The 14,088-nt window shown below is 70.7% G+C and carries 15 protein-coding genes and 3 pseudogenes; 3 read left to right on the top strand and 15 right to left on the bottom strand.

The annotated features are described in order from the left end of the window. Positions 1–7: 7 nt before the first annotated feature. Complete coding sequence (locus ABC766_RS07305) at positions 8–397, bottom strand: thioredoxin family protein (protein WP_342141144.1); 390 nt, start codon at positions 395–397, stop codon at positions 8–10. Positions 398–441: 44 nt separating this feature from the next. Continuing rightward, on the bottom strand, positions 442–1,242 hold the full coding sequence (locus ABC766_RS07300) for a pentapeptide repeat-containing protein (protein ID WP_342141143.1): 801 nt from the start codon (positions 1,240–1,242) through the stop codon (positions 442–444). Between the two features lie 187 nt (positions 1,243–1,429). Here ABC766_RS07300 and ABC766_RS07295 point away from each other — a divergent pair, with 187 nt between their 5' ends. Next, complete coding sequence (locus ABC766_RS07295) at positions 1,430–2,104, top strand: Crp/Fnr family transcriptional regulator (protein WP_342141142.1); 675 nt, start codon at positions 1,430–1,432, stop codon at positions 2,102–2,104. Positions 2,105–2,133: 29 nt separating this feature from the next. Here the strand turns inward: ABC766_RS07295 and ABC766_RS07290 are convergent, their stop codons facing one another. From ABC766_RS07290 to dsbD, 12 genes and pseudogenes are all read right to left on the bottom strand, one after another. Next, on the bottom strand, positions 2,134–2,520 hold the full coding sequence (locus tag ABC766_RS07290) for a rhodanese-like domain-containing protein (protein WP_342141141.1): 387 nt from the start codon (positions 2,518–2,520) through the stop codon (positions 2,134–2,136). Positions 2,521–2,531: 11 nt separating this feature from the next. Then, a pseudogene (locus tag ABC766_RS07285) lies at positions 2,532–3,444 on the bottom strand (MBL fold metallo-hydrolase). A 20-nt stretch (positions 3,445–3,464) separates the two neighbouring features. After that, entirely contained in the window at positions 3,465–4,274 is an 810-nt protein-coding gene (locus tag ABC766_RS07280) for a sulfite exporter TauE/SafE family protein (RefSeq protein WP_342141139.1), read from the bottom strand. Further along, complete coding sequence (locus ABC766_RS07275) at positions 4,271–4,720, bottom strand: DUF6691 family protein (protein WP_342141138.1); 450 nt, start codon at positions 4,718–4,720, stop codon at positions 4,271–4,273. Before ABC766_RS07275 ends, ABC766_RS07280 begins: the two co-directional genes overlap by 4 nt. A 3-nt stretch (positions 4,721–4,723) precedes the next feature. Further along, complete coding sequence (locus tag ABC766_RS07270; protein ID WP_342141137.1) at positions 4,724–5,149, bottom strand: YeeE/YedE family protein; 426 nt, start codon at positions 5,147–5,149, stop codon at positions 4,724–4,726. 227 nt (positions 5,150–5,376) lie between these two features. After that, positions 5,377–5,844 (bottom strand): DsrE family protein, encoded by a 468-nt coding sequence (locus ABC766_RS07265; protein WP_342141136.1) that lies wholly within the window; start codon positions 5,842–5,844, stop codon positions 5,377–5,379. Next, positions 5,828–6,307: pseudogene (locus ABC766_RS07260) on the bottom strand (L,D-transpeptidase); the annotation flags it as partial. The pseudogene ABC766_RS07260 and the gene ABC766_RS07265, both read right to left, overlap by 17 nt. A 69-nt stretch (positions 6,308–6,376) precedes the next feature. Next, positions 6,377–7,165: an IS21-like element helper ATPase IstB gene (gene istB / locus ABC766_RS07255; protein ID WP_127991182.1), complete on the bottom strand. Its 789-nt coding sequence runs from the start codon at positions 7,163–7,165 to the stop codon at positions 6,377–6,379. Next, positions 7,165–8,463 carry an IS21 family transposase gene (gene istA / locus ABC766_RS07250; RefSeq protein ID WP_427902312.1) on the bottom strand — a complete coding sequence of 433 codons (1,299 nt, stop codon included), beginning with the start codon at positions 8,461–8,463 and terminating at the stop codon, positions 7,165–7,167. Before istA ends, istB begins: the two co-directional genes overlap by 1 nt. A 74-nt stretch (positions 8,464–8,537) precedes the next feature. Next, a pseudogene (locus ABC766_RS07245) lies at positions 8,538–8,867 on the bottom strand (L,D-transpeptidase); the annotation flags it as partial. After that, the gene (locus tag ABC766_RS07240) at positions 8,867–9,484 is read right to left on the bottom strand and encodes a DsbA family protein (RefSeq protein WP_342141135.1); all 618 of its coding nucleotides are present in this window, start codon (positions 9,482–9,484) and stop codon (positions 8,867–8,869) included. The gene ABC766_RS07240 and the pseudogene ABC766_RS07245, both read right to left, overlap by 1 nt. Positions 9,485–9,519: 35 nt before the next feature. Next, on the bottom strand, positions 9,520–11,289 hold the full coding sequence (gene dsbD, locus ABC766_RS07235; protein ID WP_342141134.1) for a protein-disulfide reductase DsbD: 1,770 nt from the start codon (positions 11,287–11,289) through the stop codon (positions 9,520–9,522). A 97-nt stretch (positions 11,290–11,386) separates the two neighbouring features. On the opposite strand from dsbD, the gene ABC766_RS07230 reads away from it, so the two are divergent. Further along, positions 11,387–12,049, top strand: coding sequence for a response regulator (locus ABC766_RS07230; protein WP_342141133.1), 663 nt, complete (start codon positions 11,387–11,389; stop codon positions 12,047–12,049). Next, a complete protein-coding gene (locus ABC766_RS07225; RefSeq protein ID WP_342141132.1) occupies positions 12,046–13,362 on the top strand; it encodes an ATP-binding protein in 1,317 nt (438 codons plus the stop codon). The genes ABC766_RS07230 and ABC766_RS07225 overlap by 4 nt, the downstream gene beginning before the upstream one ends. A gap of 5 nt (positions 13,363–13,367) precedes the next feature. Here ABC766_RS07225 and ABC766_RS07220 read toward each other — a convergent pair whose 3' ends face one another. After that, positions 13,368–13,691 carry a metalloregulator ArsR/SmtB family transcription factor gene (locus tag ABC766_RS07220; RefSeq protein WP_342141131.1) on the bottom strand — a complete coding sequence of 108 codons (324 nt, stop codon included), beginning with the start codon at positions 13,689–13,691 and terminating at the stop codon, positions 13,368–13,370. Positions 13,692–14,088 lie beyond the last annotated feature (397 nt).

Here is a 14,088-nt window from a genome sequence, read left to right as displayed (position 1 = left end):
GACAGACCTACAACGCCTTCTCGACGGCGCCCTCGATCCACTCCGGCTGGGTGTCGCCGACCGAGCGGCCCGTCTCCTTCTCACCCTTAAAGGTGATCAGGGTGCTCTGCCTCGTCACGCCGAACCGCTTCAACACGTCCTTGCGGCTGTCGAAGTCGACATCGAACACCTGGAGATCCTTGAACCGGGGTTGGGCTTCCAGCTTGGCGAGGATCGGCTTCTGCGCCGCGCAGACGGTGCACCACGGTGCGGTGACATGGACGAGGATCGGCTTGCCGGCCTTCTGCGCCGCCTCAAAGGCATCAGGCGTGAAGACGGCCTCGGCCGCATTCGCAGCGGTACCGAACAGCAGGGGGGCGGCAGCCAGGGTGCCGAGCAGGAATCGACGGGTGGTCATGGGCTGTCTGTGTCCTTGGTGATGGGTCGAGGCTTACGGGCGGCTCAATTGGTTGCCTGGGTGATGGCGCGGTCGACGTTCACGCGCTCGGTCCAGTCCTTGGCCTCGGACTGACCCTTGAGGTCGATCAGCCGGGCACCGCTGACGTCGACGTTCTTGAAGTCCGCGCCCGCCACCGTGGCGCCGGTTAGATTGGCCCCGGACAGGTCCGAGCCCATCAACACCACGTCGGTGAGGTCGGCATCCTTCAAGTTGGCATATTCGAGCCGCGACCGGCCGAGATTGGCGCCCTTCAGGTTCGCGCCCGAGAGGTTTACCGACACGAATACGGCGCGCATCAGGCCCATGGACTGGTTCTTGATGTCGGCCCCACCCTTGAGGTCGACCAGCGTGGCGCCGCGCATGTTGGCGCCCTTGAAGTCGCCGATGGGCATTGACCGGCTGAGGTCGGCCCCGCTGAGGTTGGCGTCGCGGGCAGTGATGCCGAACATCTTCGCGTCCGCGAGCTTGGCGCCCGACAGGTCGGCCTTGATGAACCACGCCTGTTCGAGGTTCGCGCCGCTGAGGTCGGCGCCGCGGAGGTTTACCTTGTTCAGGCGTGCCGTCCGCAGGTTGACCCCCCGGAGGTTCAACCCGGAGAGATCGAGCCCGGAGAGGGACTTGTCGCGGAGGTCGACCGGCTTGCCGTCCGCAGCCTTGATCAGCGCCTCGACGTCGGCACGGCTCATCTCGGCCTTGGTCATCGCGGGCGACGACATGTCGGCCCCGAGCAGGAGGTCCTGTTCGGCCGCGGCGGGGCCGGCGGCGAGGACGGCGAGCATGAAGCTCAGGGCGAGGCGGCGCATCGGTTCACTCCCGGCGGGCGCCGCACATGGCGGGCGCCCTTATCGTGTTCGTTGTGTCGCGATGCTATGCGGAGCCTCCGCAACCGGTCGGTGACCCAGGTCACACAAGTCCGGCGCGGCGGGAGAAAAACGCAACGCGAGCCGGACGATCAGCCTGTCGTCATGGCCCGGGGGGACGACGACAGCCATGACGGATGTTCAGAAGGTCGAGCGATGGATCGACCGGTTCCCGCTCCTGCAGGCGCTCAGCCCGGCGCACCTCCAGATCGCCCGGGGAACCGTGCATTTCCCGGTGCTGGACGCGGGCGCCATCGCCTACGAACTCGATGGAGAGTGCGCCAACTACCTGATGTGCTTGGAGGGCCGCACGCGCATCTTCCGGATGTCTGAAGGCGGGCGCGAGGTGCTGATCTACAAAGTCGGGCCGGGCGGCACCTGCGCCCTGACCACACAGTGCCTCCTCTCCGGCGGCAACTTCCCGGCGCAGAGCATCGCCGAGGAGCGGACCGAACTCGCGGCTCTGCCGGTGGGCACGTTCCAACACCTGATGGGCGAGAGCGCCGCGTTCCGCAGCTTCGTCATGGACGACTACACACGGCTGATGTCCGGCCTGTTCACGCTGATCGACGAGGTCGCGTTCGCGCCGTTGAAGCAGCGCCTCGCGCAACGGCTTCTGGCCGAGGCTGACCCGCGTGGGGTGGCCTCGGTGACCCACCAGAAGCTCGCAGACGACATTGGCAGCGTGCGCGAGGTGGTGAGCCGCATCCTGGGGCAATGGGCCGAGGCGGGCCTAATCGAGGTCCGGCGCGGCGCGGTCGAGATCGTCGACCGCCCAAACTTGGAGGCCGCCGGTCGCAAGTGACCTGCGGCTTGTCGGCTTGCCAGTCCCGATCAGGCTGGCTCGACGGTTCCGCCGGCCTTCGCCAGCGCGGGGAAGCCGCCGGCGACATGGGCGACCGGCCCAAGGCCCATGTCATTCAGGGTCTTGGCGGCCAGGGCCGAACGGTTGCCGGAACCGCAGTAGAGCACCAAGCGCTTGCCCCCGCCGAGCTCGGCCCGGTGGGTCGGGCTCGCAGGGTCGGCCTGGAACTCAAGGAAGCCGCGGGGGACGTGTACGGCGCCGGCGATCCTGCCGGTCTTGGCTAACTCCTCGCCCTCGCGCACGTCGACGAGCACCGTGCCCGGCTGGCCCCAGCGCGCCAGCGCCTCCTCGGCCGACAGGGTCTCCACTTCCCGGTTGGCCTGCGCCACCAGGTCCTTCGCGCTGATCGTGGTCAAGCTCGTCTCCGTCATTCGCCCCACGCCGCGCCGTCGAGGGCGTCCAGCGGGATCTTCAGGTAGCGGCGGCCGTTCGCCTCGGGCTCGGGCAGGCGCCCGCCGCGGATGTTCACCTGCAGGGAGTGCAGGATGAGCTTCGGCATCGGCAGCTCGCGGTCGCGGGCCTCGCGCATCGCCACGAACGCCTCCTCGGTCGGGGTCTCGACGAGGTGCGGGTTCTCCCCCCGCTGCTGGGCGACCGTGCTCTCCCAGGCCGCCGCGCGTCCGCCCGGGCGGTAGTCGTGCCCGGTGAACAGCCGCGTGTCGTCCGGCAGGGCCATGATGCGCTGGATGCTGCGCCACAGCGCGTGCGCGTTACCGCCCGGGAAGTCCGCCCGCGCCGAGCCGCTGTCGGGCATGAAGAGGGTGTCGTGGATGAAGGCGGCGTCGCCGATCCGGTAGGCGATGGAGGCCAGGGTGTGGCCCGGCGTGAACATGACCTCGACGTCGAGGGTCGCCGATCCTAAAGCGCTCGCCGTCGGCGAGGAGCCGGGACCACTGCGACCCGTCCGTGCGGAACGTCTCCGGCAGGTTGTACAGCCCCTTCCAGAGCCGCTGCACGTCGACGACCTTCTCGCCGATGGCGGTCGGGACACCGGTCTTGTCGTGCAGGTAGCCGGCCGCCGAGAAGTGGTCGGCGTGCGGGTGCGTGTCGAGGATCCACTCCAACTCGTAGCCCTCCCGCTCGATATGGGCGAGCAGGGCGTCGGCGGACCGGGTCGCGGTCGCGCCGGACTTCGGGTCGAAGTCGAGGACCGGGTCGATGATCGCGCAGCGCTTCGTGCCGGGGTCCGCGACGACGTACTGGATGCTGCCGGTCGGCTCGTCGTGGAAGCCGGTCACGACGGGATGCCCGCGCAGGGCTCCGGCGGTCTGGTTCGACATGGATCTCCTCCTTTCCGGTATCAGGCGCTCAGGCCGAGGAGCGGCAGGGCCCCGCGGGCGACGACGTACAGGCCGACCAGGATGACGAGGCCGGCGAAGGTGACGGTCAGGGCGCGCTTGCGCCCGGCGAGGCGCTGGCCGAGCCTCGATCCGACGAGGCCGCCGAGCACGCCGCCTAAGATGAACAGGCCGGCGAGCGGCCAGTCGATCAGGCCGGACGCGGCGTAGCTCGCCGCGGTCGCCGCCCCGAAGGCGCTGACCGCGACAAGGGAGGTGCCGATGGCCATGGGCAGCGGCATCGACGTCGCCAGCATCAGGCCCGGCACGATCAGGAATCCCCCGCCGATGCCGAAGAAGCCGGAGAACAGGCCGACCGCGAGGCCGATGCCGAGGAGCCAGGGCAGGAGCACCGGGGCGCTGGCCTTGGTCAGGCGCACGTCCGGATCGCCGTCGCCCTGCCGCTTGCGCAGCATCAGGCCCCCGACCACGAGCATGACGACCCCGAACAGGGCGAGCAGGCTCTTCCCGTCGACCGCCTTGGCGGCTGCCGAGCCGACAAGCGCACCGAGGACCCCGGCCAGCGAGAACGCCGCCGCGCAGCGCCACTTCACGTTCCCGGCCCGCCATTGCGGGACGAGGTTGCCCGCCGCGCTGACCGAGACCGCCAGGGCGCTCGTCCCGATGGCCACGTGGGGCGAGGACACGCCGACCACGTAGGTCAGGAGCGGGACCGCGAGGATCGAGCCGCCCCCGCCGACGAGGCCGAGGATCACGCCCACGACCCCGCCCGACCCGGCGGCGAGGCCGGATGTGAGGGGACCGGGCATCATGCGTCGGCTCCCAGCACGGCCGTCGGCTTCAGGCGGGCCGCCGGAACCAGGCGGAACAGCAGCATGCCGGCGACCATCGCCGCCACGAACGTCATGGCCTCGGCCGGGGCCACCGTCAGGATGGTGAGGGCGGGGCCGGGGCAGAGACCGGCCAGGCCCCAGCCGAGGCCGAAGATCGCGGCACCGGCGATCAGGCGTCCGTCGAGGTCGCGCCGGGCCGGGACGTCGAGCGTTGGCGCGAGCACCGGCCGGCCGCGCCACCTCGCCCAGCGGTAGCCGGCGGCCGAGACCGCGACGGCGCCCGCCATGACGAGGGCGAGGCTGGGGTCCCAGCCCCCGGTCACGTCGAGGAAGGCGAGGACCTTGGCCGGGTCGGCCATGCCCGAGACGAGGAGGCCGAGGCCGAACAGGAGGCCGACGGCGAAGGCGGAGGCGGTCTTGGCCATGGCTCAGGCTCCGACGAGATGGCGCATGACGAGGACGGTCAGGACGGCGACGGCCATGAAGGTGCCGGTCGCGGCCAGCGAGCGGGGCGAGCCGCGGCCGATGCCGCAGACGCCGTGGCCGCTGGTGCACCCGGCGCCGAAGCGCGCGCCGAAGCCGACCAGCAGACCCGCGAGGATCAACAGCGGGAACGACGCACCGACCGTCACCGGCGGCACGCTGCCCCCCAGGCCGGCATAGGCGAGCGGCGCCACGACGAGCCCCGCCACGAAGGCGGCCCGCCATCCGGTCTCGCGCGAGGGTGGGGCGAGCAGTCCGCCGAGGATGCCGCTGATTCCGGCGATGCGTCCGTTGAGGAGCAGGAACAGGGCCGCGGAGGTGCCGATCATGGCACCGCCGGCGAGGGCGCTGACAGGCGTGAAGCCGTCCATGGTGGTCGCTCCCAGGCGTTGGTGCGGACTAGGTCCGGCTGGCCGCGGGGAACGTCGTCCCATGCCAGGCCAAACATTAGATGAAGCTTAATTAGCAATATCTAATAGAATGGCAAGCGGGAAACTTGCGCCTTGGCTCGGGATGCGCTGCGTGGGTGCGGTGGCGCACGAGCGCCCCCCGCCGACGGGGTGCCGGCGGGGGGCGCGTCGACTACAGCTCGACGAGATCAGGGATGGATGTAGGCGAACCCCATGCCCTGCAGGCGTGCCAGTTCGGCGACGCCGCTCGGCACGAGTTCGTCCTCGCCGACGCCGTACAGGGTGGTGCGGTCGATCTTCCGCTCGCGCAGGGTGTTGGCGCAGACCAGGAACCGCACGCCCATCCCCTTGAGCGCGTCGATGCGGCCGGCGAGCTCCTTGTCGTTCGCGGCCGATTGGAACAGGCCGACCCCGTCGCCGAGGCTTACCACGCGGATCTCGACATGCGCCTTGCCCACGGCCTCGACGTGGTTGCGCAGGTTGGCCAGCAGGCGCTTGAAGTAGACCGATCCGTCCGGGCCGCTTCCGCCGTTGTGGTAGACCACCTTCTGGTCGGCGTAGTAGCCGGCCGGCGCCTCCGAGCCAGCGCGGACCGCGCCGATGCCCATCGTCGCGAGGAGGACCGCGAGCATCAGGCTCCTAAAGACCGTCGTCATCCGCTACTCCATCGTCCGTCAGGGGTTCGGGCGCCTCCGAGGCGCCGCGGGAAAGGTCGTCGAGGCGCGCACGGTCGAGGCTGCCGGTGGTCTCCGGCGCTGCTGGCCGCCCGGCCTGGGCGTTGCTCCGCGACCCGAGCACGACGACCTTCGTGCCGGTGGGCACGCGGCGATGCAGGTCGATGACGTCCTGGTTGAGCATGCGGATGCACCCCGAGGACACCGCCTCGCCGATGCTCCAGGGCTCGGTGGTGCCGTGGATGCGATAGAGGGTGTCCTTGCCGTCCTTGAACAGGTAGAGCGCGCGGGCCCCGAGGGGATTGCGTGCGCCCCCGGGCATCCCACCGGCCCAGCGCCCGTTCCGCTCTGGGTCACGCCGGAGCATGTCGGGTGTCGGCGTCCAGCGCGGCCAAGACGCCTTGCGGGCGACCGTCGCCTCCCCGGTGAACTCGAAGCCGGCCTTGTTTCAAGCGACAACCGGAACTGACCCCTTCGCGTCACGAGGATCTGACCCCCATGCCGGTTTCCTCGCCTAGACGGGCGTGGGGTTGGGGACGATAGCGGCCCTCTGTAGAAGTCCGCTGCGACGCTTCTCGCGCAGGCGGTAGCTGTCACCGCGGATGGTGACGACGTGGCTATGGTGCAGCAGCCGGTCGAGGATGGCGGTGGCCACCACCGCGTCCCCGAACACGCTGCCCCACTCGCCCACCGCCCGGTTCGAGGTCACCAGCATCGCGCCGCGCTCGTAGCGGCGACTGACGAGCTGGAAGAACAGGTGCGCGGCATCCGGCTCGAACGGCAGGTAGCCGAGCTCATCGATGATCAGCAGCTTCGGCTTGGCATAGTGCGTCAGCCGCTCCTCCAGCCGCCCCTCGGCGTGCGCCTTGGCCAACTGCGCCACGAGCGTCGTGGCTGGGGTGAACAACACGCCGTAGCCGGCCACGATCGCCGCACGCCCGATCGCCACCGCCAGATGCGTCTTGCCCACCCCGGGTGGTCCGAGGAGCAGCACCGCCTCACCGTTGGCGATGAAGCGGCCGGTGGCGATCTCGCGGATCTGCGCCTTGTCCAACGAGGGCTGTGCGCCGAAGTCGAAGCCGGTCAGGTCGCGCACGAACGGGAAGCGGGCCAGCCCGAAGGCCATGTCGATGCGCCGCTGATCGCGCCGGGCGATCTCCCGCTCGCAGAACAGCGTCAGCGCCTCGCGGATCGTCAGTTCGCCCCGGCCGGCCTCGTCGATCAGGCTGTCGAGTTGGTCACGCATGGCCGTCAGCTTCAGGCGGTCGAGCAGTACGGTGAGGTGATCGTGTTCCTCGCTCATCAGAAGCCTCCCCCGGCGACAGCCTCGTACTCGGCGAGCGGACGCAGCAGTTCCGGCGTCGCCACGAGAGGAGGCGGGTCGCGCCGATGAGCCGGTCGCTCACGGCTACCCACGAGCCCGGCCAGATGAGCGTCGTCGACCGCACGGCCGTGACGTCCCTTCAGTTCGGCATGCGCGGCGACCTCCCGTCCGCCGTGGTGGACGCGCACCACCGCTCCGCTCACGGTGACCCGCACCCGCTCACCGATCAGCCGCCAGGGTACCGAGTAAGCGTTGCCGTCGACCGCAACCGCGCAGTCCGCTCCGACCCGGCGCACGAGATCGCGCGCGGCGGAAAACGGCGGCACGCCCGCGAGCGGCCGTAGCGCCCGAGCCTCGTCGCGGGCGAACCGCTCGCCCGGCGCCTCGCCGGTCGTGCCGTGCACGCGCCGGTCGGCGACGTCCCGCGTCCAGGCATCGAGATGCGCCTCCAGGGCTGCGAAGCTCGCGAAGCGGCGGCCGGCCACGGCATTGTTCTTGACGTAGCCGACGCCGCGCTCGTCCTTGCCCTTCGTGCGCGCCCGGTACGGGGCGCAGGCCCGCACCCGGAAGCCCCAGTGGCGGGAGAAGGCGTGCAGGCGCGGGTGCAGGACGACCTCGCGGCTCACAGGGTCGTGGTGCAAGACCAGGGCGCGAGCGTTGTCGAGCAACACCTCGTGTGGCACGCCGCCGAAAGCCCGGAAAGCGCTCTCCAGCCCGGCGAACCAGTCCTCCTGCCGTTCGTGGCCGAAGGCACGCACGTGCAGGCGGCGCGAGTAGCCGAGCGTCGCTACGAACAGGGAGACCCGAGTCGGCACGCCGCCGATCTCGACGCGCCGTTCGCCAAAGTCGATTTGCATCTGCTCGCCCGGCCGCGTCTCGAACCGCACGCTCGCCCGCGCGGCGATCACCAGATCCCGCCGCAACGGCGCGACCGCCCGCTCCACCGTGCGCAGGCTGACGTGGATGCCCTTCTCGGTCGCCAGATCCTGGCGCACGACGTCGGCGTTGCCCGCATGCTGCCGGAAGCGTTCGACCAGCCAGTCCGCCAAGCCGTCGAGCTGCTTCGAGCGCGAGGGCGTCGCGCAGGGGCGCCAATCCCCCCGTCGCAGCCACTGCTTCACCGTGTTCTTCGAACAGCCAAGCTCGGCTGCGATCCGCTTCGCGCCCCAGCCGAGCGCCTGCAGCCGCATCATCGCCGACACGTCGTCCGGCGTCTTCATCTCGGCCCTCCACGGATCGTCCATCCGCGTCAGAGCCTGAGCCTCGTTCCTGATCATCTCGACCTCCTCGCTCATCGAGGGGGTCAGATCCTCATGGCGTCAGGGGGTCAGTTTGCCGTGTCGCCTGACACCTTGCCCACCCCGACCCCGTAGCGCATCGCCTTACCGCCCTCCATGACGAGGTAGAGGAAGCGCCGGTAGGGATCGACCACCAGGGTGCCGGGCGGCTGCCTGGTCGGATAGTCTACGACCTGGCGGACGTTGCGGGCCTTGAGGTCCTGCGGATCGACCGCATCGACCGGGAATGGCTCGTCCGTGATGGCCGCGTAGCGGCGGACGGCATCCGCCGGAAGGCGCGGTCCCGCCTCGGCGACCGGCCCGGGGGCACCCATCGATGCTGTGCAGGCCCCGAGCGCCACGGCGAGCGCGAGGAGCGCCGGGAGGCGCACTACCGGCCGCATCACGAGCGGCCCTTTGCGCGCGCCTGTGCCACCGCCTGCTTGAAGCCGTCGTAATCGAGGGCGGCCGCCACCTTGAGCGGGCCGATCAGGAAGACCGGCGTGCCCTGCAGGCCGAGGGCGTCCGCCTGGTCGAGGTTACGCTGGAGAAGGGCGACGATCTCGCCCTGGTGGGATGCCCGGTCCGCCTCCAGTCGGGCCATGTCGACGCCCGAGGCGGAGACCGCCTCAAGCATCCGCTCCTTCGGAATCTTGCGGCCGGGGATGCCCATCAGCGCGCGATGCACGTCGTCGTACCGACCCTGGTACTTCGCCGCGAGGGCGAGCTGGGCGCCGTAGACGGAGGCGTCGCCGAGGATCGGCCAGTCCTTGTGGACGAGGCGGATGCGCCCGTCCGCCTTCACCAGCCGGAGCAGGTCGGGCTCTGCCTTCTTGCAGAAGGGGCAGTTGTAATCGAGGAAGGCGACGATGGTCAGGTCGCCCTTCGGGTTGCCCGAGCCCGGCGCCTCCGGATCATTGAGGATGGCGTTGGCGTCGATGCCCTCGGCACGGGCGGTGCCAACGGCCAGCCGCGCGAGGGCTGCGGCGGGCAGAAGGGCGAGCAGGGTCCTGCGGTCCATGACGGTCTCCTTGGATGTGTCGAAAGGGGGATGGCTCAAGCGCCGACAAGGGCGAGGCGGCGCTCCAGGTCCTCGACCGTGAGTTCCCCCTCGGTGCGGGCCTCGCCGACCTCGTCGCCGTCGGGGCGCATCAGGATGAGGGTCGGCGGTCCGACCACCTCGAAGCGGCGCATCAGGGCGCGGGTGGCGTCGTCGTCGCGCGTGACGTCGGCGCGGATGACCGAGACGGCCTTGAGCCGCTCCCGGATGCCGGCGTCCGCCAGGACCGTCCGCTCGTTCGTCCGGCAGACGGTGCACCAGTCGGCGGCGAACTCGACCAGCACCGGCTTGCCCTCGGCTCGGGCCGCCAGGAGCGCGGCCTCGAAAGCCGGGACGGAGGAGACCGTACGAGCCCCGGCGATGTGGTCCGGTCGAGATGGGCCGAGGCCGGCGAGGGGCCGTAGCGGGTCGTCCGCGCCCGTGGCAGCCCCGAGGAGGAGGAGCCCCCCATAGGCGAAGGCCAGCAAGCCCGCCGCGCGACCGGCGAGTGACGGGCGGCCGTTCGTGGTCAGCATCGCGAGCGCCAGCCCGGTGCCGATGGCGAGCGCCGCCCAAAGCAGGAGGGACAACCCGTCCGGCAGCAGGCGTGTCACGAGCGAGGCCGCAAGCGCCAGGAACACGAAGCCGAAGGCCTGCTTCGCCCGCTCCAGCCACGGGCCGGACCGCGGCAGGATGCCGGCGCCGAACGCGCCGACGAGCACCAGCGGCGCGCCCATCCCGAGGCCGAGGGCGAACAGGGCCAGCGCCCCGCGCAGGACGTTCCCCGTCTGGGCGACGTAGAGCAGCGCGGCGGCAAGGGGTGGCGTCACGCAGGGCCCGACGACGAGGGCCGAGCTGAAGCCGAGGAACGCGGCGCCGGCGACCGATCCTCCCTGCGCCGCCGGGGCGCCGAAGCGGTCCCGCCACCAGCGCGGCGCCTGTAGGTCGAAAAGGCCGAACATCGACAGGGCCAGCGCGACGAAGGCGGCGGCCACCAGGCCGAGGGCGAGCGGGGTCTGGAGCGCGACCTGCAGGTTGCGGCCGAGCCAAGCCGCCGCGACGCCGAGGCTGGCATAGGCCGCAGCCATGGCGAGGACGTAGCTTCCGGACAGCGCGAGGCCTCGCCCCGGCGTGAGGCCCTGGCCCGAGCGGACGATCATGCCCGACAGGATCGGCACCATCGGCAGCACGCAGGGGGTGAACGCCAGGAGGAGGCCGAGCCCGAACATGCCCGCCAGGACGCCGACGAGGTTGCCGATAAGAAGGGCCGCCGGTCCGGCGGGGAAGACGTTTTGGCGGGTAGGCGCGGCGGCCGTTTCGCCTGCGGGAGTGGCTTCGCCGCCATGAGACGCTCCGGCGCTCGCCAGGGCGGCGAGATCCAGCCGCTTCGTGACCGGCGGGTAGCAGATGCCCCGCTCGGCGCAGCCCTGGTAGGTGACCCGGACCTCCCGCAGGCTGGCCAGCGCCGCGCCGGGGACGATGGCCTCCACGGAGTCGTGGTAGACCTCCGTCGGCCCGAAGTTCGGGTCGTCCTTTGTCTGCGCGGGCGGCGTGCTGACGGGAAGCTCCATGCCGGTGTTGGCCTCGGCGCGGATCCTGTCCCGGTAGAGGTAGGTGCCGGGCGCGATGGTCCAGCGCAGGTGCAAGGCGAGGTTTGCGTCGCGGGTCGCGACGAGGGTGAAGGGCGTCTGCCGCGCGGTGCCCTCCTGGGACCATCCCGGCGACCACGGCGTGGCGCCAGCCCAGACCAGGGCGGCGAGGATGAGGTGGGCGAACACGTTCGGCATGGGCGGGGTCCGGATCGGCCCGCCGCAGGTCAGAAACGCAGCTTAAGCCAGGCTTAAGCCAGGCCCGGAGGATGAAATACGGTCAGGGGAGACACGCATGCGCATCCTCGTCGTCGAGGACGATCCCATCCTCTCGGACGGGCTCAGGGCGGGGCTCGGCCTCGGCGGGGCGACGGTCGATTGCGTCGGCACCTGCGCCGACGCCGAGGCGGCGCTAGCCACCAGCGCGTTCTCGGCCATCGTGCTCGACCTGATGCTGCCCGACGGCTCCGGCCTCGACGTGCTGCGCGGCCTGCGCCACCGGAAGGACCGGACACCCGTCGTCCTGCTCACGGCCCTCGACGCGGTGGCCGACCGGATCGCCGGGCTCGATGGCGGGGCCGACGACTATCTCGGCAAGCCGTTCGACCTCGACGAACTCTCGGCCCGGATCCGCGCGGTCGTCCGCCGGGCATCGGGACGGGCCGCCGCACTCCTGGAGCACGGCGGTATCCGGCTCGATCCCGGCAGCCTCGCCGTCACGGTGGACGGCGTGCCGGTCGGTCTGTCCCGGCGCGAGGTCATGGTGCTGGCGGCGCTTATGGAGCGTCCGGACGTGCTCCGCTCCAAGGCCGAGTTGGAGGAGCGCCTCTACGGCTGGCAGGAGGAGGTCGAGAGCAATGCCGTCGAGGTCCACGTGCACAACCTACGGGCCAAGATCGGCAAGCACGCCATCGAGACGGTGCGCGGCCTCGGCTACCGGATGAGGGCGCCAGCATGACATCCCTGCGCGTCAGGCTCTTCGCGATCCTGCTTCTCGCGACCGGGCTGATCTGGCTCAGCGCCGTCGCCTGGATCTATCTCGGCTCGAAGCGCGAGGTGGAGCAGGTGCTCGACAATCGCCTGCAGGAGGCCGCGCGCATGGTCGGCTCCCTCGTGGGCGCGGTCGGCGGCACAACCCCCGACGGGACGCCGGCCACCTTTCCGGCGCCGACGGCCTACGAGCGGCAGCTCTCCTGCCAGATCTGGTCGCTCGACGGGCGCATGGTCGCGCGGTCGAGCGGGGCCCCGGAGCGGCGCTTGACCGACGCGCCCGCCGGCTTTTCCGAGCGCGAGGTCGACGGCGAGACGTGGCGGGTGTTCACCGTCGAGGACGCCGAGAAGGGCGTGCGCGTGATGGTCGGCGACCGACTTGGCTTGCGCGAGCGCCTCGTCACCGATCTCATCATGGGCCTCGTCACGCCCGCGCTTCTGGTCGTCCCATTCCTCGGGATGCTGATCTGGGCGAGCCTCGGGCGGGGTCTGCGCCCCTTGCGCCGAATGGCCCGAGACCTCGCGGGCCGCGACGCCGACGACATGAGCGCCATCGATGCCGGCCGGGCCCCCGCCGAGGTCCGGCCCTTGGCCGACGCCCTGAATGGCCTGTTCCTCAAGGTCGAGGCGGCCCGTCGGCACGAGCGAGAGGTGACGGCCTTCGCGGCACACGAGTTGCGCACGCCGCTCGCCGGGCTGAAGACCCAGGCCCAGGTTGCCATGGCCACCACCGACCCGGACGTGGCGAAGGCGGCGCTGCGCCAGATCCTGGCGGCCGTGGACCGCACCACCCGCCTCGTCCGGCAACTGTTGGACGCCGCCCGGCTCGACGCCGCTGGGGAGACGCCAACCCTGGCGGAGGTCGACGTAGGCGCGCTGGTGGCGGAGACCGTCGACGGGATGCGGGTGCCACCGGGGGTTCGCACCCTGATCGACCCGGGGCTGCGCGGCTATACCCTGCGGGCCGATGCCGAGAGCCTGCGCCTCGCCGTGCGCAACCTGCACGAGAACGCCGTGCAGCACATGGACGCCGGCACGGTGGAGTGGCTGGCGCGACCCGGTGGGGAGGGCGTGCTTGTGCGCGACGAGGGCCCCGGGATTCCCGCCGAGGAACTGCCCCACGTCACGACGCGCTTCTTCCGCGGGCGCCACAAGAGCGCCACGGGGAGCGGCCTCGGCCTCGCCATTGCCGAGATGGCGTCCCGCCGGAGCGGGTTGAGCCTGCGGCTGCGTAACCGGCAGGATCGCCCGGGGCTTCAGGCGGAGATTGTCCGCGCCTGATGCGGTCAGCCGAGTTCCGGGCAGAAGATGTCCTTAAGCGTCGCCAGCACGCGGGCGGCGCGGGGATCCTCAAGCCGGTAGTGGAGCGTCTGGCTCTCGCGACGGTACGCGACCAGCCCGTCCTCGCGGAGCTTGGCGAGATGCTGCGACAGGGCCGACTGGCTGAGCTCGACCGCCTCGGCGAGGCTCGTCACGTCCATCTCGCCGCGGGCACCCAGCAGGCACAGGATCATCAGGCGCTTCTCGTTGGCCATCAGCCGGAGCAGGCGCGCCGCGTCGCCGGCCTTGTCCTGGAGTCGCATCAGTTCGCTCGGCGTGACGGCGTCCATCGGCGTCGTTCCTGAATCGTTGGTCTCGGTTTATTTAGCTGCTCCTAATATAATGTGTCGAAACCGTCTGGCCATCACGGTGCATATCGGCAAGGTCACCGGTTCGGGCCAGGAACTCTCGTCTCAATGAAGCGTGCCACCCGCGCGGAAGGCGCCCATCATTACCGAAACAGACCGGCACCTTTCGGCGTAGCTGGGTCGATAGAAGGCCGTCCGCTTTTTAGGCGCCCCCACTTGGAAGCAGCCATTCCGCTTGCGGCCAAGTCCAGCCCCGCTGGCGTGTGGCTCCGAATGACCGGATTGGGTGGTTTCCTGCCTGTCCGCTTCCCGGCACGAACTCGATGAAGCGGACGTCGCCAAGCGTGTCTCACGCAAACACACTCATACCGAGCTCAGA

The sequence above is a fragment of the Methylobacterium fujisawaense genome, assembly GCF_039619325.1.
GTDB classification, from domain to species: Bacteria; Pseudomonadota; Alphaproteobacteria; order Rhizobiales; family Beijerinckiaceae; genus Methylobacterium; species Methylobacterium fujisawaense.
Note: the sequence above shows the minus strand (reverse complement) of the source record. Positions and strands in the feature narration are given on the sequence as shown.